Raw genomic sequence first — 24,412 nt, 5'->3', positions numbered from 1 at the left:
CCTGGGTCAGAGTGTCGGCCGATATCGCAACCAGAGCGTTGCGAGCGGCGGCAGCGTGATCTTCGTCGTCGGTGTGGCGTGTGTGTCTGACGCATGTGCGGCGACGCGTCCGAGGTTGCCGATTCCCGATCCGCCGTACTCGAGCGCATCGGTGTTGAGGATCTCCTCCCACACTCCGACGAGGGGCACGTCCAACTCGTGATTGGCTTTCTCGACGCCGGCGAAGTTGCTGATCACGATCACCCGTCCGCCGTGCACATCACGGCGCTCGAACGCGATCACGTTGGGATCCCAGCGGGGTGCGCCGAGTCGCCTGAAGCGCGTGCTGTCGCCGTCACGTTCCCAGAGCGGCGCTGTGCCCCGGTACACGCGATTCAGCGCTCCGACGAAATCTTGCAGCTGGGCGTGGGCAGGCTGATCCAGCAGCCACCAGTCGAGTGGTCTGCCTTCTGACCATTCGGCGATCTGACCGAACTCCTGTCCCATGAACAGCAGCTTCTTGCCGGGGTGTCCCCACATATAAGCGAGGTAGGCGCGAACGTTCGCGAGCTTGTGTGCGTGGTCGCCCGGCATCTTCGAAACCAGCGAGCCCTTGCCGTGCACGACTTCGTCGTGGCTGATAGGAAGCAGATAGTTCTCCCCGAACGCGTAGACGAATGAGAAGGTCATTTCGCCCTCGTGGTGCGCCCGATGCAGGGGATCACGGGCGATGTACTGCAGGGAGTCGTTCATCCAGCCCATGTTCCATTTGAAACCGAAGCCGAGCCCGGCATGGTCGGTGCGTGCTGTGACACCGGGGAAGCTGGTGGACTCTTCGGCGATCATGACGATGCCGGGATGGGTGCGATATGCAGCCGCGTTGACTTCTTGAAGGAAGCGGATCGCTTCGAGGTTCTCGCGTCCACCGTGGACGTTGGGTTCCCACTCGCCGTCGCGCCGCGAATAGTCGAGGTAGAGCATCGATGCGACCGCGTCTACCCGCAGGCCGTCGATGTGGAACTCCTCGAACCAGTACAGTGCATTGGCGACCAGGAAACCGCGCACTTCGTTGCGGCCGTAGTCGAAGATGAGCGTGCCCCAGTCCTGGTGCTCGCCGCGTCGGGGATCGGGATGCTCGTAGACGGGACGTCCGTCGAAGCGGGCGAGCGCGAACTCGTCCTTCGGGAAGTGACCCGGCACCCAGTCCAAGATCACCCCGATGCCGGCCTGGTGCAGCTGATCGATCAGATACCGCAGGTCATCGGGGGATCCGAACCGAGCGGTGGGTGCGTAGTAGCCGCTGACCTGGTAGCCCCATGAGCCGCCGAAAGGATGCTCCGCAAGCGGCATGAACTCGACGTGCGTGAAGCCCGTCTCGATGACGTGTGCGATCAGCGGCTCGGCGACGTCGCGATAGCCGAGCCCGCCACGCCACGATCCGAGGTGCACTTCGTAGACGCTCATCGGCTGTGCGACCGCGTGGGTGGCCGCGCGACGAGTCATCCATGCGCCGTCCTTCCAGCTGTAGGCAGAGAAGGGGACGACGGATGCGGTCTCGGGCGGCACCTGCGAACGCTGCGCCATCGGATCGGCTTTGAGGATCCACGTTCCATCCGGAGTGAGGATCTGGTACTTGTACACCGTCCCGGGCGAGATGCCCGGGATGAACAGCTCCCAGACTCCGCTGGATCCCATCGAGCGCAGCGTGTGGCCCTCGCCGCTCCAGTCGTTGAACTCTCCGACGACTCGGACCGCCTGTGCATTGGGCGCCCATACGGCGAACGAGATGCCGATCTCGCCGTCGATGAGGTGGGCGTTTGCCCCCAGGACCTCCCAGAGCCGCTCATGGCGGCCCTCGGCGATCAGGTGGAGATCGAGCTCGCCGACTGTCGGCAGGTGGCGATACGGGTCGCCGGCGACCCGTTCCGGGCCACCGTCGTACGCCGTCGCAAGACGGTACGGTGCGGGCGAACCCGGATGGCTGCCTTCCCAGATGCCATCGGAGGTATGTGCGAGCGGCACGCGGGTGCCATCGTCGAGCACTGCGATGACGGAGTCTGCGAGCGGACGCCGCGCGCGGATGACGGTGCGGCCAGGACCGCCGTCGTCACCAGCGGGATGCGGACCGAGCACATCGTGCGGCATGTGGTGGGCGCCCGCGGCGATGGCGCACCAGCCTGCCGATCCGGGGGCATGCACGGACTCGCTCATGTGCTGCTCTTCACGTGGAGGATGTGCACGGGATCTGTGAACGCATCAAGTCGCACGTAGTTGTGATCAGACCAGGTCCAGACCGCGCCGGTGATGAGATCTTCCACTTCGTACCGGTCGCCGAGAGCGATGCCCCAGATCGTCGTGTCGAGGTGCACGATCGTCTCACGCACGGAGTGCGGATCGACGTTGGCGACGACGATGATCGTGTCGGAGACGCCGTCTGCGGTGAACGCGCCGTCGAGATGCTTCGAATACACCAGGATGCTGTCATCGTCGCTCCAGTGCACCGAGAGGTTGCGCAGCTGGCGCAGCGCGGGGTGACTGGCGCGAATGGCATTCAGCCTGCGCAGGTACGGTGCGAGCGAGTCTCCGGTGCTCTCTGCCGCGGCGAAGTCCCTGAACTTGTACTCGTACTTCTCGTTGTCGATGTTCTCTTCAGAACCGGGACGGGCCACGTTCTCGAACAGCTCGTAGCCGGCGTACACCCCGTAGAGCGGAGCGGCGGTGGCAGCGATCGCTGCCCGAATCCTGTACGCGCCGCGACCGCCGTACTGCAGATACTCGGTGAGGATGTCGGGGGTGTTCACGAAGAGGTTCGGTCGCAGATAGTCGGCGGTCTCTGCGGCGAGCCCGGTGAGAAATTCTTCGAGCTCAGACTTCGTATTGCGCCAGGTGTAGTAGGTGTAGCTCTGCTGGAAGCCGGCCGCCGCGAGAGCACGCAGCGGAGCGGGGCGGGTGAACGCTTCAGCGAGGAACACCGCGCCGGGTTCGCCAGCTGTGACTTCGGCGATCAGCCACTCCCAGAACTGCAGCGGCTTGGTATGAGGGTTGTCCACGCGGAAGGTCTTCACGCCCTGCGCGATCCAGTGCCTGACGATGCGCAGCACTTCGGCGCAGAGGCCTGTCGGGTCGTCATCGAAGTTCAGCGGATAGATGTCCTGGTACTTCTTCGGTGGGTTCTCGGCGTAGGCGATCGTGCCATCGGGGAGTGCGGTGAACCATTCCGGGTGCGATGCCACCCACGGATGATCGGGGGAGGCCTGCAACGCGAGATCGAGCGCTACTTCGATTCCCGCCTTCTGCGCTTCGCGCACGAAGAAGCGGAAGTCGGCCGGAGTCCCGAGGTCGGGGTGAACGGCATCGTGCCCGCCAGAGGCTGCGCCGATCGCCCAGGGCGATCCGGGATCAGCAGGACCAGCATCCAGGGTGTTGTTGGGCCCCTTGCGATGCGCGTGACCGATCGGATGGATCGGCGGCAGATACAGCACATCGAAGCCGAGGTCCGCGACCCTCGCGAGGCTTTTCACCGCGGATCGGAAGGTTCCGCTCTTGACGGTGCCATCTTTGAGCTTCCTGGCGCCCTCGGAACGAGGGAAGAACTCGTACCACGCACCCACGCCCGCACGGGTGCGCTCGACGACGAGCGTCTGCTCAGCGCTCACCGAGGAGAGCGAGAACAACGGCTGCTCGGCGAAGACGGTCGCAAGGGCAGGATCGCCGGCTGCGGTGAGGGCGGCACCCGCATCGCCTCCAGCGAGGACCGCGGCCAGCTTCTTCAGCTGCGCGCGTTCATTTACCGGCCTTGTGGTCTCAGCCGCCGCTCTGGCCAGGAGCTCGCCGCCGATGGCGCCCATCACCTCGACATCGACGCCGGCTGCGATCTTCACGGAGGCAGCGTGCGCCCAGGTGGCGAAATCATCGCCGAACGCCTCGAAGCAGTACCGCCATGTGCCTTGAGCATCGAGGGCGATATCGGCCTGCCAGCGATCGGTGCCATCGGCGAGTGCAGTCATCCGATGCAGAGACTCGACACCCATCGGACTCGTGAGTCGAACGTGCACGCCGATGCGGTCGTGGCCTTCTCGGAAAGCCACGACGCCGAACGGCACGACCTCGCCGGCGAACGCTTTGGCAGCGAATCCGCCAGGGACAGCAGGTGTCGGATCGGAAAGCGGGATGCGCCCGGTCCGCGTGAGAGCAGACGAGTGCGTGGCCCGCGGACGCAGTGGAATCTGTGCGGGACTTCGAAGCTCCGCCGAACGATCTGCTGAACGTGTGACCACACCCTGAATGTACCGCGCCGGGCACCCGGGGAGAACCCGGCTGGCCGCGAAGAATCAGCTCTACTCGACGCGGAAGAGGCGCATTGATGTGCCGGGCGTCGGCACGACCTGTCCCGGAGCGAATTCTTCCGCTGTGGATGCCGGCCGCTCGTCTGCGCTCGACCACAGGGAAGTGAATTTCGCCGCACCGGCCAGCGTGGTCGGCAGGATCACATCGATCGGCTCTTCGGTGCCGTGCACGATCAGAAGAGTGCGATTGGTCTTCTCATGCACGGGCGTTGATTCCGCGACGTACTGGAGCGTGCGGTTGCCCGGATCGGTCCACTGCGCTTCTTCCATGCTCTCGCCGTTCTGGTTGAACCAGTCCATGTTCGAGGCGTTCGGCGTATGAACATCGCGCCGCGCGTAACGGCTGGGACGAAGCGCTGCGTTCTCCCTGCGAAGCCGGGTGAGCGTGGAGACGTGGGTGCGCAGATCCTCTTGCCATGGTTCGAAGTCCCAGCTGAGCCAGGTGAGATCTGAATCATGCGCGTACGCATTGTTGTTGCCGTTCTGGGTGCGACCCGTCTCATCTCCGGCGGTGAGCATCGGGATGCCCGCTGAGAGCAGCAGCGTCCCCAGCAGGTTGCGCATCGCCTTGCGGCGAGCGCTGAGAATCGTCGGGTCGTCGCTAGGGCCCTCGACACCGTGGTTGAAGCCGCGGTTCATGTTCGCACCGTCGCGGTTGTTCTCACCGTTGGCCTCGTTGTGTTTGACGGCGTAGGTCACCAGATCGTTGAGGGTGAATCCATCATGCGCGGTGACGAAGTTGATTCCGGCGAGTGGGCCGCGCTCTTTGCTGAAGGTGTTCGATGAGCCGGCCAGACGCGTGGCAAACCCGCCGATGCCGACGGGCGCAGAAGCGCGCCGGGCGTAGTCGATGTCGCTCAGCCAGAAGTTGCGCACACGGTCGCGGTAGCGATCGTTCCATTCGTGCCACCCATCGGGGAAATTCCCGGTCTGCCACCCGCCGAGCCCGACATCCCACGGCTCCGCGATGATCTTGACGTCGGCCAGCACGGGATCTGCGCTGATGGCTTTCAGTAGCGGATGCTCTGGCGAATACTCATGCGCAGCATCCCGACCGAGCGATGTGGCGAGGTCGAACCGGAAACCATCGACCTGCATCTCATCCGCCCAATAGCGCAGTGAATCCAGGACCAGCCTGGCCCCGGCATCCGTCGCGGTGTTCAGAGTGTTTCCACACCCGGTGGTGTCGATATAGACACCATCAACCTGCTGACGGTAATACGTGGCGTTGTCGATGCCGCGCAGGCTCGTGCGCGGACCTCCGATCCCCTCCTCCGATGTGTGGTTGTAGACCACGTCGAGGATGACCTCCAGGCCCGCTTCATGCAGAAGCCGCACCATGCCCTTGAACTCGGTGATGACGGCATCAGGACCCTGCTTGCGTGCCTCTTCGGTCGCATAGGCCGCGTGCGGGGTGAAGAAGTTCAGGGTGTTGTAGCCCCAGTAGTTCGATAGTCCGCGATCGAGCAGCCGAGGCTCTGAAGCGAAGCTGTGCACGGGGAGCAGCTCGACGGCGGTGACCCCGAGAGAGTGGAGATGATCGATCATCGCCGGATGAGCGAGCCCGGCGTAGGTGCCGTGCAGGGCCGGTGGGATCTCGGGGTGACGCTTGGTCGTGCCTTTCAGGTGCGCTTCGTAGATGACGGTGTTGTCGAGGGGAATCTGCGGTTTGCCCACACCGCCCCAATCGAAACCGTCAGAGATGACGACCGAGCGCCAGTCTCCGTACCCGTCGCCCTGGGCGAGCCCGCGTGCGTAGGGGTCGAGCAGCAGCGTCGCAGGATTGAATGTGTTGCCAGGACCGTGCGGACCGTCAACTCTCAGTGCGTAGCGCGTGCCGGGGGAGAGGAGATCGGTCGTCGCTTCCCACACACCGCCCGAGCACTGTTCCAACGGCACCGTGTCGGTGACCCAGTCGAGATCGACCTCATCGAACACGACGAGTTCGATCGATGCGGCGTGGTGCGACCAGACGCGCAGAGTCGCGACGCCATCGTGCAACTGCACGCCGAGGTTGTCGAGGGCCGTGCCGCCTGGCGAGGTGAAGTCGGACATGCCTTACAGAGTATGCGGCAGAAGGTCGTGCGCCGACCAGGCGAAAATGCGGGAGAGTTAAGGGATGCGGTTCTATCTCGACCACGCGGCGACGACTCCGTTGCGCCCGCAGGCGCGCGAGGCGTGGCTTTCCGCCTCCGAAATCGTCGGCAACGCCTCCTCGACGCACGGGGCGGGTCAAGATGCCAGGCGACTGCTCGAAGAGTCGCGAGAGGGCATCGCCGTAATCCTGGGCTGCGACCCGATCGAAATCGTGCTGACCTCTGGCGGAACAGAATCGATCAACACCGCGCTGCGCGGGATGTGGGCGTCACGGCCGGCATCGGCGGATGCCATCGTGCTGCCGGACGGCGAGCATCACGCCACGATGGACACCGTCGCAGCCCTCGCAGCAGAAGGCGCGCACGTGCGCGCGGTTTCACTCACGGACACCGGACGAATCGATCCGGATGCCTTCCGCGAGAGCCTTCCCGGTGCGGCCCTCGCAACCGCACTGGTCGCGAACAATGAGGTCGGAACGATCAACGATGCAGTGGCACTCTCGCGAGAGGCCGCAGCCGCGATGGTTCCGCTGCACCTGGATGCGGTCGCAGCCCTCGGTCACATCCCGCTGTCGTTCCGTGAATTGAGGGCGGATGCTGCGCCAGGAGCAGGGTTGGTGGCGATGAGCATCGCCGGGCACAAGATCGGTGCCCCGGTCGGCATCGGAGCGCTCGTCGTCGCCCGTACAGCGAAGATCTCCGCACTGCTGCACGGCGGGGCGCAGCAGCGTGGTCTGCGTGCAGGCACCCAGGATGTTCCGGGGGCAGCGTCCTTCGCCGCGGCTCTGGCTGCGGCAGAGGCGGAGCGCGAGTCGGAGCACAGCAGGCTGAGCATGTTGCGTGACCGGTTGGTCGACGGCATCCGCTCGGCTGTTCCGGCAGCTCGATTGCTCGGCGATCCCAGCGACCGCTTGCCGGGCAACGCGCACTTCCTCTTCCCCGGGGCCGTCGGGGAGAGCCTGCTCTTCCTGCTCGATGTGGCGGGACTTGCGGCATCCACCGGCTCTGCGTGCCAGGCCGGCGTCGCCGAGCCCTCGCACGTCGTGATCGCCATGGGCGGCAGCGAGCGCGACGCGCGAAGCGTGTTGCGCTTCACCCTCGGACGCACCTCCGCAGATGCCGATGTCGATGCGGTCCTCGCGGTGATCGGGGAAGCATATTCACGGGCATCCGGGGCCCGTACAGCCGGCGGATCGTAAACTGGACCCATGCGGATTCTTGCGGCGATGAGTGGCGGCGTCGATTCTGCGGTTGCGGCAGCCCGCGCCGTCGAAGCCGGACACGACGTCACCGGCGTGCACCTTGCGCTCTCCCGAGCGGGGGGAACGCTGCGCACCGGCAGTCGCGGCTGTTGCACGATCGAAGACGCCATGGACGCCAGGCGCGCGTCCGACATGCTCGGCATCCCGTTCTACGTGTGGGACTTCTCCGAGCGTTTCCGCGATGACGTGATCGACGACTTCATCTCCGAGTATCAGGCCGGACGTACGCCCAACCCGTGCATGCGCTGTAACGAGAAGATCAAGTTCGCCGCGCTCCTCGAGCGCGCGATCGAACTCGGCTTCGACGCAGTGTGCACCGGGCACTACGCGACGCTCGTAGACGGCGAGAACGGGCTCGAGCTGCACCGTGCCTCGGACAACGCGAAGGACCAGTCGTATGTCCTCGGCGTTCTCACCGCGGAGCAGCTGGCGCACACCTACTTCCCGCTGGGCGAGACGCCCTCGAAGGCGCTGGTTCGCGCTGAAGCCGCTGAGCGGGGTCTGAGCGTCGCGCAGAAGCCGGACAGCCATGACATCTGCTTCATCCCCGACGGCGACACCCGGGGCTGGCTGGCCGAGAAGGTCGGCGCAGAGCAGGGCGAGATCCTCGACCGGAACGGTGATGTCGTCGGCTCGCACGACGGTGCCCACGCATTCACTGTGGGGCAGCGGCGCGGGCTGAAGCTCGGCGTCCCGGCATCGGATGGAAAGCCGCGATTCGTGCTCGAAGTGCGTCCCGTCTCGAACACCGTCGTCGTCGGCCCCAAGGAAGCCCTCGCGATCGGTGAGATCTCGGGGGAGCGGCACTCGTGGGCGGGCGCCGCACCCACCTCGAGTGAGTTCGACTGCGATGTGCAGATCCGTGCGCATTCAGAGCCCGTTCCCGCGCGTGCGACTGTGGCGGCGGACGGCGTCACCGTGGTTCCCGAAGTGCCGCTGGATGGTGTAGCTCCCGGTCAGACCGCTGTGCTGTACGTCGGCACGCGTGTGCTCGGCCAGTTCACGATCGACCGGACAGTCTCTGCGGTACCGGTCGACGCCTGAAAAGCCGAGTGATGTCGGCACCCGCTCGTAGACTGATCGAGTGCCGGAGAACATCTCACTGCAAGACGCTCGCATCGAGGCTGAAGAGCTGACGACGCGCATCCTCGAAGCGAAAGACGCGTACTACGGGCGTGACACCTCGCTGGTCGATGATGCGACATACGACGGCTGGATGCACCGGCTCGACGACCTCGAGCGTCTGCACCCCGAACTGCGCGGGCAGGACTCCCCGACGCAGATGGTGGGCGCAGCTCAGGCCACGGGCCTTGCGACGATCGAGCATGCCGAGCGGATGCTGAGTCTCGACAACGTCTTCTCCGTCGAAGAACTGCGTGAATGGGCGGCGAAGACTCGCGCGGCGGCTGGTCGCGATGTTGCGTGGCTCACCGAGCTGAAGATCGACGGGCTCGCCATCAACCTGCGGTACGAGAACGGCGTGCTCACCTCAGCGGCCACACGCGGCGACGGACGGGTCGGTGAGATCGTCACCGAGAACGCGCTGCGCCTCGCCGATATCCCGAAGCAGCTCAGCGGTGAGGGGCATCCCGAGGTCGTCGAAGTGCGCGGCGAGGTGTTCATCCCCGTTGCGGCGTTCGAACGGCTCAACGCGGCTCAGGCTGCGTTCCGGGAACGTGCATATTCCGATGCCTTGGGAAAGTGGGAGGCGCGTGGAGGTGCGAAGCGCCCGTTCGAAGAAGACAAGGCGCGAAGTGCCGCGGCGCGCCGATTCCCCGCTTTCGCGAACCCGCGAAATGCCGCCAGCGGCGGGCTGCGTCAGCAGATCGACAAGAAGGATGGCCTCGAACTCGAAGCCGGCCTCCTGCGAATCGAATCGCTGTCGCTGTACGTGCACGGCATCGGGGCGTGGGAGAACCCGCCGGTAGCCGCGCAGAGCGAAGTGTACGAACTTCTCGCCTCATGGGGGCTGCCGACCAGCCCGCATTCCAAGGTGTGTCATTCGATCGATGAGGTCACCGAGTTCGTGGCGTACTTCGGAGAGCACCGCCACGATATCGAGCACGAACTCGATGGCATCGTGGTGAAGGTCGATGAGCTCGCGCTGCACGACGAACTCGGAGTGACCAGCAGGGCTCCTCGGTGGGCGATCGCCTACAAGTACGCGCCGGAAGAGGTGCAGACGACGCTGCTCGATATCGTCGTCTCAGTGGGGCGCACTGGACGCGCCACGCCGTTCGCGGTGATGGCCCCCGCGCACGTGGCAGGGTCAGTTGTCCGTCAGGCGACTCTGCACAACAAGGACGTCGTCAAAGCCAAGGGCGTCCTCATCGGCGACACAGTCGTGCTCCGCAAGGCGGGCGATGTCATCCCCGAGGTGCTGGGGCCGGTCGTCGAGCGTCGCGACGGCTCCGAGCGCGAGTTCGTGATGCCCGAGAACTGCCCGGAGTGCGCAACACCGCTGCGAGCCATGAAAGAGGGCGATATCGACCTCCGGTGCCCCAACGCCAGGTCCTGCCCCGCCCAGGTGCGCGGACGCGTAGAGCACATCGGTTCGCGCGGTGCGCTCGACATCGAAGCCCTCGGTGAAGTCACGGCAGCAGCGCTCACCCAGCCGAGCATTCCATCGCAGCCGCCCCTCGACACCGAGGCCGGACTGTTCACGCTGAGTCTCGAGCAGATCGTGCCGATCGAAGTCGTCGTCCGTGATGCAGAGACCGGGCTTCCCAAAGAAGTCGACGACGGCTCCGTCAAGACTCGTGCGCCCTTCCGCCGCAACCCGACCGCGGCAGAGAGGAAGCGGGGAGTGAACTCTTCCCAACCCTCATCGCAGGCGACGAAGCTGCTCGCAGAGCTCGAGAAGGCGAAGACCAAGGAACTGTGGCGCCTGCTCGTGTCGCTGAATATCCGCCACGTCGGGCCTGTCGCTGCCCGCGCCCTGGCGCAGTGGTTCGGTTCCTTGGACGCGATTCGCGCTGCCTCAAGAGATGAGCTGGCAGCGGTCGACGGCGTCGGCGGAATCATCGCCGACTCGCTGCTGGCGTGGTTCGACATCGATTGGCATCTCGACATCGTCGAGCAGTGGGCCGCGGCGGGCGTGCAGTGGGCAACGCCTGGACACCCCGGGCCCGGCGCAGCTGTCGCTGAGGACGGCGTGCTCGATGGCCTCACGGTCGTCGCGACCGGTTCTCTCGATGGCTACACCCGAGACGGGGCGCAAGAGGCGATCATCAGGGCCGGCGGCAAGGCGGCATCCAGCGTCTCGAAGAAGACGGACTTCGTCGCGGCGGGTCCTGGTGCTGGTTCGAAACTCGCCAAGGCAGAGGAGCTCGGCATCCGCATTCTGGATGCTGCCCAGTTCCACACTCTTGTGACCGAGGGCCCTGACGCGCTGGGTTGACTCCCGCGAGAATTGCTCTGCGCGACGAAAATCGCCCTGCCACGCGGATTCTCAGCGGGCAGGGCGATTCTCACTGTGTGAAGCGGCTCAGTCCTTGTGGCGCGGCTTGCGGAACGGCTTGTCGTCGCGGGCGGGGCGGTCCCCGTAGGAGGGGCGGTCGCGGCGCTCGTAACCACCGCGGGATCCGCCGTCGCTGGCGCCGCGGCGCCCGGGAGCACCGCGGTCGGCCTTGATCTCGATCAGACGGCCCGAGATGCGCGTGTCCTTGAGCTTGTCGAGGACTGCAGGGTTCATATTCGAGGGCAGTTCGACGATGGTGAAGTCCGGCTTGATGTTGATCGCACCGAAGTCATCGCGGCCGAGTCCGCCCTCGTTGGCCAGCGCACCGACGATCTGTCGCGGCTCCACACGGTGTCGGCGGCCGATCTCGATCCGGTACGCAGCGTAGTCACCGCGCCCACGACGTTCACGCGGCTCGCGGGCCGGGCGGTCGCCGCGGTCGCGATCGTTGCGCGGACGGTTGTCGCGAGCGACAGCCGCGGTGAGCGGGTCGTTCTCAGGGTCGAGCAGCAGCGGCGTTGCACCCTGTGCCACGACAGCGAGGGCCGCGGCGACGTCAGCCTCGGGAACATCGTGGTTGCGCACGTAGTGCGCGACGATGTCGCGGAAGGCCTCGATTCGTGCGGTCTCGGCGAGAGCCGCGGTGATGCCGTCGTCGAAGCGCGCGAGACGTGTGGTGTTGACGTCATCGGTGCTGGGCAGCGTCATCTGGGTCGGCGCCTGGCGGGTCGCCTTCTCGATGCTCTTGAGCAGGTATCGCTCGCGCGGAGTGATGAAGCTGATTGCGTCGCCGGTGCGGCCGGCACGGCCCGTGCGACCGATACGGTGCACGTAGGACTCGGTGTCGGTGGGGATGTCGTAGTTGACGACATGGCTGATGCGCTCGACGTCAAGCCCGCGAGCAGCGACATCGGTGGCGACGAGGATGTCGAGCTTGCCGTCCTTGAGCTGGTTGACGCTGCGCTCACGCTGAACCTGTGCCACGTCGCCGTTGATCGCCGCTGCGGAGTAACCGCGTGCGCGCAGCTTCTCGGCGAGAGTCTCGGTCTCGTTCTTCGTGCGGACGAAGACGATCATGCCGTCGAAATTCTCGACCTCGAGGATGCGGGTGAGGGCGTCGACCTTCTGCTGGTACGAGACGACGAGGTAGCGCTGCGTGATGTTCGTGGCGGTCGCCGTCTTGGACTTGACCGTGATCTCTTCTGCATCGCGGAGGTACTTCTGCGCGAGCCGTCGGATCTGCGCGGGCATGGTCGCAGAGAACAGTGCGACCTGCTTCTCTTCGGGGGTCTGCGCGAGAATCTGCTCGACGTCTTCAGCGAAGCCCATCTTCAGCATCTCGTCGGCCTCATCGAGCACGAGGTACTTCAGCTCGGAGAGATCGAGGGTTCCCTTCGCGAGGTGATCCATGATGCGACCGGGCGTGCCGACGACGACATGCACTCCGCGGCGGAGGGCCGACAGCTGGACGCCGTATCCCTGGCCGCCGTACACGGGGAGGACGTGCACGCCTTTCATCTTCGCGGAGTAGGACTCGAACGCTTCGCACACCTGAAGGGCGAGCTCACGGGTCGGCGCGAGCACGAGTGCCTGCGGAGTCTTCTGCGCGACGTCGAGGCGTTCGAGCACTGGCAGTGCGAACGCGGCGGTCTTTCCCGTTCCGGTCTGTGCCATGCCGACGACATCCCGTCCGCCGAGAAGCGTCGGGATCGTGGCCGCTTGGATCGGCGAGGGTGTCTCGTAGCCGAGGTCGCGGATGGCTTTCAGGACCGGCCCGGTGATGCCGAGCTCCTCGAATCCGGGAAGGGTGGGGGATTCGTCAGTGGGCTCGTTCAGAGATGCGTCTTCAGGGGTCACCGACTAAGGGTAGCGCCCCGGGTGGCACGTTCCCTGTGAAGACGCAATCTCAGGCGGAGCCGGTGAGCGCGAGGATCTTGTCTTTGACCTGTCGGCGCAGAACTTTTCCGATGAGTGACTTCGGGAGCTCGTCGACGACGAACAGCCGACGCGGCACCTTGTAGGGGGTGAGGATGCTGCGCGCGTACTCGCGGATGGCCTCCTCATCAAGTTCAGCACCAGCATCCAGAACGATGGCGGCGACGACCTCTTCTCCGGAATGATCGCTCGGCAGACCGACGACGGCGACGTCGTCGACGGACGGATGCTGACGCAGCGCGTTCTCGACCTCTGTGGGGGAGACGTTGAACCCGCCGGTGATGATGAGTTCTTTGATCCGGTCGATGATCCGCACGAAACCGGCGTCGTCGATCGTGACGATATCGCCGGTGCGGTACCAGCCCTCGGCGAAGGACTGTTCGGTTGCCTCCGGATTGCCGTAGTAGCCGGAGAAGACCTGTGGACCACGCACGACGAGCTCTCCTGGCGCACCGGGCTCGACGTCCTGCGTGGGGTTGTCCGGGTCGACCACTCGGCATTCGGTTCCGGGCAACGGAAGGCCGATGGTCCCGGCGACACGGTTCTCGGCCACGGGGTTCGCCATGAGCACGGGGGAGCATTCGCTCAGCCCATACCCCTCGACGAGGTAGCCGCCGCTGGCCTCTTCGAAAGGCACGACCAGTTCGTGCGGCAGCGCCATCGCGCCCGAAATAGCCACTTCGGTGCCTGCCAGAGAGATGCCCTTGGCCTTCGCTGACTTCAGCAGGCGGTCGGCGATCGGGGGCACGAGCGGGAGGAACGTCGGCGGATGCTTCTTCACGACGTCGAGCACGAGGTCGGGGTCGAACTTCGGGAACAGCACCAGACGCGCGCCCATCGACATCGCGAACGTGAGGCAGAGAGTGAGCCCGTAGGCGTGGAACATCGGCAGGACGGCGTAGACGACGCATCCATAGCCGCGCTTTATCGATGGCACCCAGGCGCGCGCCTGCGCTGCGTTGGCCAGCAGGTTGCGGTGGGTGAGGGATGCCCCCTTCGGGGTGCCGGTGGTGCCCGAGGTGTACTGAATGATCGCGAGGTCATCGGTGGCGGGCCGCGGATACGATGACGGCAGCGGCTCGGACCCGACGATCTGCTCCCACAGCGTCGTGCCGCGGACCTTCTCGGTCAGGGCAGCGCGCGATTCGCGAGCCTTGGCAACGGGAAGCCGGAGGGCTGCACGAGTGCGGAGGGGCATTGCGGCGGTGATGTCGACGGAGATGAGCGATGGCACCGCCAGATCTTCCGGGAACTCCTGCACGGTTGCGACGACCTTGTTCCACACGATCGCATGCTTCGCCCCGTGATCTTCGAACTGTTTGCGCAACTCACGCGGCGTGTAGAGCGGGTTGTGCTCGATGACGACAGCACCGAGGCGGAGCACTGCGTAGAAGGCGATGATGTGCTGCGGGCAGTTCGGCAGCACGATCGCCACCGGGTCGCCGGACCGGATGCCGCGGGCGTAGAGCCCTGCCGCCGCGCGATCGATCGCCGACTGCAGCTGCGAGTAGGACGTTTCGCGACCGAAGAACTCCAGAGCCGGAGCATCCGGGTAATCGCGTGCCGAGGCTTCGACGATGTCGACGAGCGATCCCGTCACCGGAGGAAGATCTTCGGGAACTCCCTCTGCATAGCTGGCGATCCACGGACGAGGGGGGTGATGCGTCGTCATGCTCTTCACCCTATTCGCAATGCAGGCAGGAGGTCTGTGCGACGCCAACTAGACTGAGACGGTGTCTGAAATCACCCCTGAACTTGTACGCCATCTCGGCGTGCTCGCGCGCATCCAGCTGAACGACGACGAGGTGACGCGGCTCACGGGCCAGCTCGACGCCATCGTCGACAACATCGCGAAGGTCTCCGAGGTGGCGACCGCTGACGTCGCTGCCACGAGTCACCCCATCCCGCTCGCGAATGTCTTCCGACCCGACGAGGTCGGCGAGACGCTCACTCATGAGCAGGTGCTGCAGAACGCACCGGATGCCGCGGACGGCCGGTTCCGCGTGACCGCCATCTTGGGAGAAGAACAGTGAGCGACATCATCCGCTGGACCGCCGCGGAGCTCGCCGACAAGCTTTCCGCGGGTGAAGTCTCCAGTCGCGAAGCGACGCAGGCGCATCTCGATCGGATCGCCGCCGTCGACGGTGACGTGCACGCATTCCTGCATGTGAACGAGGGGGCTCTCGCCGCAGCCGACGCTGTCGACAGCGCCCGTGCCGCGGGGGAGCAGCTGCACGCGCTCGCCGGCGTTCCGCTCGCGATCAAGGACGTCCTGGTCACGAAGGACCAGCCGACCACCAGCGGATCCAAGATCCTCGAGGGATACATGTCGCCGTACGACGCGACCGTCGTCGCTCGTGCGCGCGCTGCCGGCCTCGTGCCGCTCGGCAAGACGAACATGGACGAGTTCGCGATGGGCTCCTCGACCGAGTTCTCGGCGTACGGACCGACGCGCAACCCCTGGGACCTCGACCGCATCCCCGGCGGCTCCGGAGGCGGTTCGGCTGCGGCCGTTGCGGCGTTCGAAGCTCCGCTCGCCCTGGGCTCTGACACCGGAGGGTCGATCCGCCAGCCTGCCCACGTCACCGGAACCGTCGGCATGAAGCCCACTTATGGCGGCGTGAGCCGCTACGGCGCGATCGCTCTGGCATCGAGCCTCGATCAGGTCGGACCTGTGACTCGCACGGTGCTCGATTCAGGCCTCCTGCACGATGTCATCGGTGGGCACGACCCGCAGGATTCGACGTCTCTCGCTGACCAATGGCCGTCGTTCGCCGATGCAGCCCGCGAGGGTGCGCGTGGTGACGTGCTCAAGGGACTCAAGGTCGGTGTCGTCAAGGAGTTCCCGGACTCCGGCTTCCAGCCAGGGGTCGCGGCGTCCTTCCGCGCATCGCTCGACTTGCTCGAGGCGAACGGCGCCGAGATCGTCGAGATCTCCACGCCGCATTTCGAGTACGGCGTCGCCGCGTATTACCTGATCCTCCCCGCTGAGGCATCCAGCAACCTGGCGAAGTTCGACTCCGTGCGCTTCGGTCTTCGCGTCACGCCGGAAGGCGGCGCAACCGTCGAAGACGTCATGTCTGCGACGCGTGAGGCCGGCTTCGGCGACGAGGTCAAGCGCCGCATCATCCTCGGCACCTACGCGCTCTCGGCGGGCTACTACGACGCCTACTACGGCAGTGCGCAGAAGGTGCGAACGCTCATTCAGCAGGACTTCGACAAGGCGTTCGCCGAGGTCGATGTCATCGCGACGCCGTCGGCCCCGACGACGGCGTTCAAGATCGGCGAGAAGATTGACGATCCGCTGCAGATGTACCTGAACGACCTCACGACGATCCCTGCGAACCTTGCGGGTGTCCCTGGTATCTCGATCCCGTCCGGGCTCGCGGACGACGACGGCCTGCCCGTCGGCATCCAGTTCCTCGCCCCCGCACGCGAGGACGCTCGTCTCTACCGTGTGGGCGCGGCGCTCGAGACCGCACTCGTCGACTCGTGGGGAGCCCCGCTGCTCACCCGCGCCCCCGCCCTTCGACAAGCTCAGGGACCAGCAGGAGGGAACCGCTGATGGCCGCCGCAGCCAAGCTGATGGATTACGACAAGGCCCTCGAACTGTTCGAGCCGGTGCTCGGGTTCGAAGTGCATGTCGAGCTCAACACGAACACGAAGATGTTCTCGGCGGCGCCGAACCCCGCCAACGAGATGTACCACGCGGCAGAGCCGAACACACTCATCGCTCCGGTCGATCTAGGTCTTCCCGGCGCGATGCCGGTGGTGAACGAGACAGCGATCCGGTCATCGATCAGCCTCGGTCTCGCGCTGAACTGCTCGATCGCGGAATCGAGCCGCTTTGCGCGGAAGAACTACTTCTACCCCGACCTCGGCAAGAACTATCAGATCTCGCAGTACGACGAGCCGATCGCGTACGAGGGCTCAGTGGTCGTCGAGCTCGAGGACGGCACACTCGTGACCGTGCCGATCGAGCGCGCGCACATGGAAGAAGACGCCGGCAAGCTCACCCACATGGGCGGCGCCACCGGACGCATCCAGGGCGCGGAGTACTCGCTGGTCGACTACAACCGTGCGGGCGTTCCGCTCGTCGAGATCGTCACCGACATCATCTTCGGCGCGGAGCACCGCGCCCCGGAGGTCGCGAAGGCGTACGTCTCCACGATCCGCGACATCGTGCGCAGCCTGGGTATCTCCGAAGCTCGCCTTGAGCGCGGCAACCTGCGCTGCGACGCGAACGTGTCACTGCGACCGCGCGTCGCCGAGGGCGAAGAGCCTGCGCCGCTCGGCACCCGCACCGAGACGAAGAACGTCAACTCGATGCGCTCTGTCGAGCGCGCGGTCCGCCATGAGATCCAGCGCCAGGCGCAGATTCTCGCTGATGGTGGCACCATCACACAGGAGACGCGTCACTGGCACGAGGACACCGGCACGACCTCACCCGGTCGACCGAAGTCGGATGCTGACGATTACCGCTATTTCCCTGAGCCCGACCTGCTGCCGGTGCAGCCGACCAGCGCGCTGATCGAGGAGCTGCGGTCGCAGCTGCCGGAGCAGCCTGTCGCGCGCCGTCGCCGCCTGAAGACGGAGTGGAACTTCACGGACCTGGAGTTCCAGGACGTCCGCAACGGCAACCTGATCGACGAGGTCGAGGCGACGATCGCCGCTGGGGCCACTCCGGCTGCCGCGCGCAAGTGGTGGACGGGTGAGATCTCTCGCCTCGCGAACGCGCAGGACAAGGACGTCGCAGGCCTCATCACGCCCGAGAATGTCGCTGCGCTGCAGAAGCTCGTCGATGACGGCACGCTGACTGACAAGCTCGCACGTCAGGTGCTCGAGGGCGTCATCGCCGGAGAGGGCACGCCCCAGCAGGTCGTGGATACTCGCGGTCTTGCTGTCGTCTCTGACGACGGTGCGCTGATCGCCGCTATCGATGAGGCTCTCGCGGCTCAGCCTGATGTGATGGCCAAGATCAAGGACGGCAAGGTTCAGGCAGCCGGCGCCATCATCGGTGCGGTCATGAAGGCGATGAAGGGGCAGGCGGATGCCGCTCGCGTGCGTGAGCTGATTCTGGAGCGCGCCGCTCAGTAGTCGTCGGGCCCCGACACTTCGGGGGCCGCGCGCACGGATGTCGGACCGATTCGCGTGATTGATCCGACATCCGTCGCTTGCGCCCCCAGACCGGGGGACGGATGTCGGTGGTTTCAGCGAGAATGGAACCATGGGGCGCGGTGACGGACGAGGCAGGCTCGTCTCTGCTGACGGAGCAGACGACACCGGCACCCGCATACTTCATGTCGACATGGACGCCTTCTACGCGGCCGTCGAGGTGATGGATGATCCCTCGCTGCGCGGGCTGCCGCTAATCATCGGCAGCCCGGACGGGCGTTCGGTCGTCTCCAGCGCCTCCTACGAGGCGCGCAGGTACGGCGTGCGCGCCGCGATGCCGGTGAGTCAGGCGATGAGGTTGTGTCCCACGGCGAAGATCGTGATGCCGCACTTCGACCGCTATCAGGCCGTGTCACGTCAGGTGATGGCTGTCTTCGAATCGATCACGCCGCTGGTGGAGCCGCTGTCGGTCGACGAGGCCTTCCTCGATGTACAGGGTGTGAGGCGACTGTGGGGGAGTCCGGGGCAGATCGCGCGCCTGGTCAGGGAGCGGGTGCAGGCCGAGGTCGGCATCAGCTGCAGCGTCGGTGTCGCCGCGACCAAGCACGTCGCGAAGATGGCATCGACGATCTCAAAGCCCGACGGGATGCTGATCGTGGCCGCCGCGGACACGCTCGACTTCCTGGCGCCGCGCTCGGTGCGGACGATGTGGGGTGTCGGGCCGAAGGCCTCGGATGCTTTGGAGGCACGTGGCATCCGCACGATCGGCGACATCCGCGACTCGCCGCAGGACATGCTCGACCGCGCTGTCGGACCTGCGTTGGGGGCGCGTATCGCGCAGCTCGCGCGCGGAGAGGACGCCAGGACCGTCGAAACCGATCGGGTCGAGAAGAGCGTCGGGCATGAAGAGACGTTCGACGTCGATGTGACCGACCGGGAGTTCCTCCGGGCGGAGCTTCTCCGACTGGCCGACCGGGTCGCCGTGCGACTGCGGAAGGCCTCATGGGAGTGCGCCACCGTGGCGATCAAGATCCGCTTCGACGACTTCGCCACGTTGAGCAGGTCTCAGACGCTCGCAGAGCCCACATCCGTCGGTCAGCGGATCGGCGAAGCGGCGCAGACGATGTACGAGTCGATCGACCGTCGCGATCCCGTCCGGCTGGTCGGGGTGCGCGCTGAGAAGCTGCGTCCGGCCGGTGGAGCGGCCTTCGCGCTGTGGGATGAAGACGAGCACTGGCGCAAGGTCGAAGGCGCCCTTGACAGTGCGCGGGCTCGATTCGGCAGTGCGACCATCACTCGCGCCCGACATGTCGGCCGTGGGGAGGGTCGCGGAACGGCGCGACACCCGAAGGACCACGGAGTCGACTGAATGCCCACGCAGAGCCTTCGTCGGCTAGCGTGTAGTCATGCCGAACATTGCACTGGACATCGGAAAGCAAGTCACCTCCTTCGGCGTGAAGAGCGCCTACGGCGAGCCGCAGGACGTCGATGGTGTGAGCATCACTCCCGTCGCGCTGACCTGGGCTGGTTTCGGCGGCGGCGCTGATCAGGACGACAACGGCGGCGGCGGTGGAGGCGGGGTATCCATTCCGCTCGGCGTATACGTCCGGCGTGAAGAGGGCCTCAGATTCGAGCCCAACATCGTTGCTCTGCTCGCTGTCGCGATCCCGTTCGTGTGCGTCGCCGGGCGTGCGCTCTCGCGCGTGATCCGTGCGCTCAAGAAGTAACGATCCGCTCGCACAAGCTCTGCAGCGCGGTGCGGCATCCGTCATCGACGCGGTCGTGGCAGTGGAGGCATCCAACCCGGTTGTGGTGATCGACGGGCGTGCTGGTGCGGGAAAGACGACCCTGTCACGGATGGTCGCTGCGAATTGGCCTGTGGCCGGACGACCTCAGCTGATCGCACTCGACTCGCTGTATCCAGGCTGGGACGGCCTCGACGCCGGCGCAGAGCGGGCACTGCACGATATTCTGCGACCTCATGCGCGGGGGCTGCTGAGCACCTGGCGGCGGTGGGACTGGGATCTCGAAGTCGAGGCGGAGGCGCATGCCGTCACCCCAGCTCTCGGTGTCATCCTCGAGGGCTGCGGAGCACTGACTCCGGCATCTGCGCGCTTGGCTGACGTGTGCGTGTGGGTCGAATCTCCCATGACATCACGTAAGCGCAGAGCGCTCGAGCGTGACGGAGATGGGTTCCGACCGCATTGGGAGCGGTGGGCGAAGCAAGAAGAGCGACACATCACCAGGGATTCGCCGCAGAAACTGGCGACCGTGACGGTCACTCTTCCGTAGTGGGCGGGGCACCGCCACTAGCGACCTAGGTCTATACCTGCATGGCGGTTGGCCGCCACCCATCGCCGACGAGGAGTTCGAGCCCGCATGACCAGATCCCATCACACCATTCGACGAGCCTGCGCAGCAGGTCTGGTCGCCGCAGTCCCCGGGACAGGGCTGCTCCTCACTCCCGTCGCGGCGTACGCTATGGCAGACGGCACGCCGACCGTACACTCCGTGAACGACGAGGCGACCCTCGTTGCCGCGATCAATCTGGGGAAGTAACGCCTTTGGGCAGCTCGGTGATGGCACGACGCCGAACGTCTCGACACCGCAAGCGGTAGCCTCGCCCGGCGACGTCGAGTTCGTCGCGCTGAGTGCGGGCACATTGCACTCGCTCGCGCTCGACGCGAACGGGAAGGCGTACAGCTGGGGTGATAATCGTTTCGGTGTGCTGGGCGATGGCACGGCTGTCCACCATTACACGCCGCAGCTCGTGCAGGGGCCGCAGCAGGTTGCTCACGTAACCGCTGTGGACTTCGGCGGAGAGCTCGGGTCAGCGCTGACGGACAACGGCGACGGCACCTACTCTGTGGTCTCGCCGGCACACGCGGCCTGCGCTGCCGATGTGAGCGTGGAATGGACTCTTGACGGGTCGCCTCAGACGCCGGTCAGCTACCCGGCGGGCTTCATGTTCACCGAGCTTCCCTCGGTCACTGACCCCGTGGATCTTTCGGGAACAGAAGGCGACACCGTGCAGTTCGAGGCGATCGCCGACGGCTGCCCTGCACCGGCCGCACTGACGTGGGAATTCTCCCGCGACGATGGTGCGACCTGGGAGCCGGTCACTGCGGACCCCACCGCAGACGAGACAGCGACGGGTCTGATGCTCAATGGCATCACACTCGCGCACGATGATCGGCAGTACCGGGCCATCGCAACGAACAGCGTCGGGTCGGTGCACAGCGCCTCCGCGACCCTGACAGTTGCGCGTGCAAGCACAGGTGGCGTGGAGAGCCCTGCCACGGGCGATAGCGCGCCCCCGAAAACTGAGATCGCGAAGACCGGAGGCTCCGACTCTTCGGCTGCGCTCGCTGTGGGGCTTGTCTTGCTCCTCGCGGGTGGGCTCAGCGTGCTCTGGATACGCGCGCGACGCAGGCACATCGCTGAGTAATAGCGTGTGATGCACGTAACGTGGGTGCGCCGGGGAAACTTCTGATTCCCCGGCGCACCTGTCTTCTGGCGTCTCAGCCGAGTTCGTCGGCGAGGGCGATCATGGTATCCAGCCGGAACCCGAGCCAGTGGAAGACGTGGAACCGAGAGTCATCTGTGTCTTCGAGGTCGGAGTCATCGGTGATGTGCAAGCGGCTCGCGATGATCAGCCGCAGAGCGGTCAGAGTGCGCAACCAGGCATCGATCTCGTGACTACTGACGACAACCTCGACCTCGGAGCGCTCGCCTTGCTCATCAGCGGGGTCGAGGAAAGGATCGAGGGCGCCGCGCACCAGCGCAGCATCGGCGGTGCGGCGGGCGAGCAGGTCATCGCGCGTCGCCATCGTGAACTCGACGGATGCCTCGGCATCCTCAGGGTACGGATTCGGGGTCAGGCGTGCGACGGCCGGATCACGCTCACTGTCTGTCGCCGTGATCACCTCGGTGAGCTGATCGACGAGGTCGGCGAGATTCACGATCTCTATCATCGCCAGAGGCATCCGGATTTCTGTCAGTGTCATTGCGGAGCCTTTCGGACCGTCGCCCACAGCCCGTAGTCGTGCATGGCCTGAGCGTGCAGCTCCATGGTCTCGCGGGGGCCGGTGGAGACGATGGCATGCCCTTCGTGATGGACGGCCAGCATGAGGGTGGTGGCGTGCTCGTGCGAGTACCCGAAGTAGGTGCGGAAGACACGGGTGACATAGCTCATGAGATTCACGGGGTCGTTCCACACGACGACCTGCCAGGGGTCGAGCGGTGCCGCGCTCAGATCGACCAACTCGTCGAGATCTGGGGTTGCAATCGGCGTGCTCATGCCCACCCCAACTCGTGCAGCTGCGCGTCGTCGATTCCGTAGAAGTGCGCGATCTCGTGAACGAGTGTCGTGTGCACTTCGTCGCGGAGCTCGTCCTCGTTGTCGCACTGCGCGAGGTGCGGCTCGCGGTAGATCACGATCCGGTCAGGAAGCTCGCCCATCCCGTACTGACCGCGCTCGGTCAGAGCCAGCCCGTCGTAAAGACCGAGCAGGTCCAGGCTGCCGTCCTCGGGACGCTTCTCGACGACGAAGATGACATTGTCGAGGCCATCGACCATCTCGTCGGGCAGCCGGTCGAGCTCGTCGATGACGAGTTCTTCGAAGGCCGCAGCATCCATGTCCATTGCTCACAAGCCTACGGCTCGCGGCAGTCAATTGATGAACAGCAGGAGGGCTGCGACGAGCAGGAAGAGCGCACCGAAGATGATGTTGAGGACGCGGATGCCGCCGCGTGATCGAGTCAGCGTTCGGAACGGTCTCGCGGCGGTCGCGAAGAAGCCCCACATGACGATCACATCGACCGTGACGACCGTTCCGATCAGGATGAGGTACTGGGGGAGTGCTGGTTCGTCGAGGCGGATGAACTGCGGCACGAAGGCGAGGAAGAACACAATCGCCTTCGGGTTCAGCACGTTCACCCAGAAGCCGCGTCGCATCATCGACAAGCGGCCTTCTCGATCGGGAGCAGCACCATCGGATGCCGCGGGTTCAGGCACGCGGGCGAAGATCATGCGGATGCCGAGATACGCGAGGTACGCGGCACCGGTGTACCTGACGATGTCGAACAGGAGCGGTGAGCGGGAGACCAGCAGGCCGACCCCCGCCGCGATGATGATGACGTGCACGATCAGCGCGAGCTGCTGACCGATCACTCCCCATACCGAGCGGCGCCAGCCCTGCGCGATCGCATTGGACATCGTGTTGATGGCGCCTGCGCCGGGGGTGAAGCTGATGACGGCGGATGCTGCGAGGAGGGAGAGCCAGACAGTCAGCGACACCAGGCAATTCTAGGGGTGGGATCGTATCGCCGCGACGAGCGTGAATGAGTGCCTAGCGCCGAAACGAGAACGAGGTGTGAACCCTGACTGGTTACACAGTCGAAGGTTCACACCTCGTATATCTGGGGTGGCTAACGGGGCTTGAACCCGCGACCCCCGCGACCACAACGCGGTGCTCTACCAGCTGAGCTATAGCCACCATGTGTCAGCCGGAGCAGACAACCCGTCTAGTCTATTACACCTCTGAAGCGAACGATGACACCGTGCGCTCGGAGATCGCACGCGCCTCGTCACTCGACGGCCCAGGTGCGTCGACGAAGACCGCCTCACGGTAGTACTGCATTTCTCGAATGGACTCGAGGATGTCTGCCAGAGCGCGGTGACCGCCGTTCTTCTCGGGTGCCTGGAAGAACACTCGCGGGTACCACCGGCGTGAGAGTTCTTTGACGCTGGAGACGTCGACGTTTCGGTAGTGCAGCCACTGGTCGATCTGCGGCATGTACTTTGCGAGGAACATGCGATCGGTGCCGATCGTGTTGCCTGCAAGAGGCGCCTTGCGTTCTTGAGGGACGAAGCGCTTGATGTACGCGAGCGTCTGCGCCTCAGCATCCGCGAGTGAAACGCCCGCGGGAATCTCTTCGATCAGGCCGGAGGTCTTGTGCATCTCGGTGACGAACTCGCCCATGTTCGCGAGTGCCTCGTTGCTGGGGTTGATGACGACCTGGAAACCGGGATCGACCGGTCGCAACTCGAAGTCGGTTATCACGACGGCGATCTCTACGAGCTCATCGATCGAAAGATCGAGTCCCGTCATCTCACAGTCGATCCAGACGAGTCGGTCGTTCTCAGACGCAGATACCATGTCCTCATTCTAATGAGGGGACTGCTGACGGTTTAGTTGACTCGTCTTGTTTGGGGTTT

The 24,412-nt window shown here is 65.3% G+C and carries 21 protein-coding genes and 1 tRNA gene; 11 read left to right on the top strand and 11 right to left on the bottom strand.

Annotated elements, in window-relative coordinates; all coding sequences use genetic code 11:
- Positions 1-6 precede the first annotated feature (6 nt).
- The 3 genes from glgB to glgX are packed head-to-tail and all read right to left on the bottom strand — an operon-like array spanning position 7 to position 6,380.
- Positions 7-2,190: a 1,4-alpha-glucan branching protein GlgB gene (gene glgB, locus ACTU6U_RS11560; RefSeq protein WP_443469262.1), complete on the bottom strand. Its 2,184-nt coding sequence runs from the start codon at positions 2,188-2,190 to the stop codon at positions 7-9.
- Complete coding sequence (locus tag ACTU6U_RS11555; RefSeq protein WP_443469261.1) at positions 2,187-4,256, bottom strand: maltotransferase domain-containing protein; 2,070 nt, start codon at positions 4,254-4,256, stop codon at positions 2,187-2,189. Before ACTU6U_RS11555 ends, glgB begins: the two co-directional genes overlap by 4 nt.
- A gap of 60 nt (positions 4,257-4,316) precedes the next feature.
- The gene (gene glgX / locus ACTU6U_RS11550) at positions 4,317-6,380 is read right to left on the bottom strand and encodes a glycogen debranching protein GlgX (protein WP_443469260.1); all 2,064 of its coding nucleotides are present in this window, start codon (positions 6,378-6,380) and stop codon (positions 4,317-4,319) included.
- 64 nt (positions 6,381-6,444) lie between these two features.
- Here glgX and ACTU6U_RS11545 point away from each other — a divergent pair, with 64 nt between their 5' ends.
- Genes ACTU6U_RS11545 through ligA form a run of 3 tightly spaced genes read left to right on the top strand, consistent with a single transcriptional unit; the run spans position 6,445 to position 11,083 of the window.
- Positions 6,445-7,620, top strand: coding sequence for a cysteine desulfurase family protein (locus tag ACTU6U_RS11545; RefSeq protein WP_443469259.1), 1,176 nt, complete (start codon positions 6,445-6,447; stop codon positions 7,618-7,620).
- A gap of 9 nt (positions 7,621-7,629) precedes the next feature.
- On the top strand, positions 7,630-8,727 hold the full coding sequence (gene mnmA / locus ACTU6U_RS11540) for a tRNA 2-thiouridine(34) synthase MnmA (protein WP_443469258.1): 1,098 nt from the start codon (positions 7,630-7,632) through the stop codon (positions 8,725-8,727).
- Between the two features lie 40 nt (positions 8,728-8,767).
- Positions 8,768-11,083 carry an NAD-dependent DNA ligase LigA gene (gene ligA, locus ACTU6U_RS11535; protein ID WP_443469257.1) on the top strand — a complete coding sequence of 772 codons (2,316 nt, stop codon included), beginning with the start codon at positions 8,768-8,770 and terminating at the stop codon, positions 11,081-11,083.
- Between the two features lie 87 nt (positions 11,084-11,170).
- Here the strand turns inward: ligA and ACTU6U_RS11530 are convergent, their stop codons facing one another.
- Positions 11,171-13,000, bottom strand: coding sequence for a DEAD/DEAH box helicase (locus ACTU6U_RS11530; protein WP_443469256.1), 1,830 nt, complete (start codon positions 12,998-13,000; stop codon positions 11,171-11,173).
- Between the two features lie 49 nt (positions 13,001-13,049).
- Positions 13,050-14,750 (bottom strand): long-chain-fatty-acid--CoA ligase, encoded by a 1,701-nt coding sequence (locus ACTU6U_RS11525; RefSeq protein WP_443469255.1) that lies wholly within the window; start codon positions 14,748-14,750, stop codon positions 13,050-13,052.
- A 61-nt stretch (positions 14,751-14,811) separates the two neighbouring features.
- On the opposite strand from ACTU6U_RS11525, the gene gatC reads away from it, so the two are divergent.
- The 8 genes from gatC (at position 14,812) to ACTU6U_RS11485 (ending at position 21,641) form a co-directional block, all read left to right on the top strand.
- Entirely contained in the window at positions 14,812-15,111 is a 300-nt protein-coding gene (gatC, locus tag ACTU6U_RS11520; protein ID WP_443469254.1) for an Asp-tRNA(Asn)/Glu-tRNA(Gln) amidotransferase subunit GatC, read from the top strand.
- Complete coding sequence (gene gatA / locus ACTU6U_RS11515) at positions 15,108-16,643, top strand: Asp-tRNA(Asn)/Glu-tRNA(Gln) amidotransferase subunit GatA (RefSeq protein ID WP_443469253.1); 1,536 nt, start codon at positions 15,108-15,110, stop codon at positions 16,641-16,643. Before gatC ends, gatA begins: the two co-directional genes overlap by 4 nt.
- Positions 16,643-18,175, top strand: coding sequence for an Asp-tRNA(Asn)/Glu-tRNA(Gln) amidotransferase subunit GatB (gatB, locus tag ACTU6U_RS11510; RefSeq protein WP_443469252.1), 1,533 nt, complete (start codon positions 16,643-16,645; stop codon positions 18,173-18,175). Before gatA ends, gatB begins: the two co-directional genes overlap by 1 nt.
- A gap of 130 nt (positions 18,176-18,305) precedes the next feature.
- Entirely contained in the window at positions 18,306-19,562 is a 1,257-nt protein-coding gene (dinB, locus tag ACTU6U_RS11505; RefSeq protein ID WP_443469251.1) for a DNA polymerase IV, read from the top strand.
- A gap of 37 nt (positions 19,563-19,599) precedes the next feature.
- Complete coding sequence (locus ACTU6U_RS11500; protein ID WP_417511611.1) at positions 19,600-19,920, top strand: hypothetical protein; 321 nt, start codon at positions 19,600-19,602, stop codon at positions 19,918-19,920.
- A complete protein-coding gene (locus tag ACTU6U_RS11495; protein WP_443469250.1) occupies positions 19,904-20,485 on the top strand; it encodes a nucleoside/nucleotide kinase family protein in 582 nt (193 codons plus the stop codon). The genes ACTU6U_RS11500 and ACTU6U_RS11495 overlap by 17 nt, the downstream gene beginning before the upstream one ends.
- An 87-nt stretch (positions 20,486-20,572) precedes the next feature.
- Entirely contained in the window at positions 20,573-20,752 is a 180-nt protein-coding gene (locus ACTU6U_RS11490) for a hypothetical protein (RefSeq protein ID WP_443469249.1), read from the top strand.
- Positions 20,727-21,641: an LPXTG cell wall anchor domain-containing protein gene (locus tag ACTU6U_RS11485; protein ID WP_443469248.1), complete on the top strand. Its 915-nt coding sequence runs from the start codon at positions 20,727-20,729 to the stop codon at positions 21,639-21,641. Before ACTU6U_RS11490 ends, ACTU6U_RS11485 begins: the two co-directional genes overlap by 26 nt.
- 73 nt (positions 21,642-21,714) lie before the next feature.
- On the opposite strand, the gene ACTU6U_RS11480 is transcribed toward ACTU6U_RS11485, so the two are convergent.
- From ACTU6U_RS11480 to orn, 6 genes are all read right to left on the bottom strand, one after another.
- On the bottom strand, positions 21,715-22,200 hold the full coding sequence (locus ACTU6U_RS11480; protein ID WP_443469247.1) for a DUF2017 family protein: 486 nt from the start codon (positions 22,198-22,200) through the stop codon (positions 21,715-21,717).
- Positions 22,197-22,493: an ATP-dependent Clp protease adapter ClpS gene (gene clpS, locus ACTU6U_RS11475; RefSeq protein WP_443469246.1), complete on the bottom strand. Its 297-nt coding sequence runs from the start codon at positions 22,491-22,493 to the stop codon at positions 22,197-22,199. The genes ACTU6U_RS11480 and clpS overlap by 4 nt, the downstream gene beginning before the upstream one ends.
- On the bottom strand, positions 22,490-22,837 hold the full coding sequence (locus ACTU6U_RS11470; protein ID WP_443469245.1) for a metallopeptidase family protein: 348 nt from the start codon (positions 22,835-22,837) through the stop codon (positions 22,490-22,492). The genes clpS and ACTU6U_RS11470 overlap by 4 nt, the downstream gene beginning before the upstream one ends.
- Positions 22,838-22,864: 27 nt before the next feature.
- On the bottom strand, positions 22,865-23,491 hold the full coding sequence (locus ACTU6U_RS11465) for a LysE family translocator (protein ID WP_443469244.1): 627 nt from the start codon (positions 23,489-23,491) through the stop codon (positions 22,865-22,867).
- A gap of 123 nt (positions 23,492-23,614) precedes the next feature.
- A tRNA-His gene (locus tag ACTU6U_RS11460) sits at positions 23,615-23,690 on the bottom strand.
- A 36-nt stretch (positions 23,691-23,726) separates the two neighbouring features.
- Positions 23,727-24,353: an oligoribonuclease gene (gene orn / locus ACTU6U_RS11455; RefSeq protein WP_443469243.1), complete on the bottom strand. Its 627-nt coding sequence runs from the start codon at positions 24,351-24,353 to the stop codon at positions 23,727-23,729.
- Between the last annotated feature and the right edge of the window lie 59 nt (positions 24,354-24,412).

Origin of the sequence: Microbacterium zouquanmingi (assembly GCF_052266695.1) — a bacterium.
Classification (GTDB): Bacteria; Actinomycetota; Actinomycetes; order Actinomycetales; family Microbacteriaceae; genus Microbacterium.
Note: the sequence above shows the minus strand (reverse complement) of the source record. Positions and strands in the feature narration are given on the sequence as shown.

Excerpts from the sequence above, each read along its gene's own strand:
- ACTU6U_RS11500 (WP_417511611.1), top strand. The coding sequence starts at position 19,600 with ATGCCGAACATTGCACTGGACATCGGAAAGCAAGTCACCTCCTTCGGC.
- ACTU6U_RS11545 (WP_443469259.1), top strand. The coding sequence starts at position 6,445 with ATGCGGTTCTATCTCGACCACGCGGCGACGACTCCGTTGCGCCCGCAG.
- ACTU6U_RS11470 (WP_443469245.1), bottom strand. The coding sequence starts at position 22,837 with ATGGACATGGATGCTGCGGCCTTCGAAGAACTCGTCATCGACGAGCTC.
- glgX (WP_443469260.1), bottom strand. The coding sequence starts at position 6,380 with ATGTCCGACTTCACCTCGCCAGGCGGCACGGCCCTCGACAACCTCGGC.
- dinB (WP_443469251.1), top strand. The coding sequence starts at position 18,306 with ATGGGGCGCGGTGACGGACGAGGCAGGCTCGTCTCTGCTGACGGAGCA.
- mnmA (WP_443469258.1), top strand. The coding sequence starts at position 7,630 with ATGCGGATTCTTGCGGCGATGAGTGGCGGCGTCGATTCTGCGGTTGCG.
- ACTU6U_RS11480 (WP_443469247.1), bottom strand. The coding sequence starts at position 22,200 with ATGACACTGACAGAAATCCGGATGCCTCTGGCGATGATAGAGATCGTG.
- gatB (WP_443469252.1), top strand. The coding sequence starts at position 16,643 with ATGGCCGCCGCAGCCAAGCTGATGGATTACGACAAGGCCCTCGAACTG.
- glgB (WP_443469262.1), bottom strand. The coding sequence starts at position 2,190 with ATGAGCGAGTCCGTGCATGCCCCCGGATCGGCAGGCTGGTGCGCCATC.
- clpS (WP_443469246.1), bottom strand. The coding sequence starts at position 22,493 with ATGAGCACGCCGATTGCAACCCCAGATCTCGACGAGTTGGTCGATCTG.
- orn (WP_443469243.1), bottom strand. The coding sequence starts at position 24,353 with ATGGTATCTGCGTCTGAGAACGACCGACTCGTCTGGATCGACTGTGAG.
- ACTU6U_RS11525 (WP_443469255.1), bottom strand. The coding sequence starts at position 14,750 with ATGACGACGCATCACCCCCCTCGTCCGTGGATCGCCAGCTATGCAGAG.
- ACTU6U_RS11490 (WP_443469249.1), top strand. The coding sequence starts at position 20,573 with ATGACCAGATCCCATCACACCATTCGACGAGCCTGCGCAGCAGGTCTG.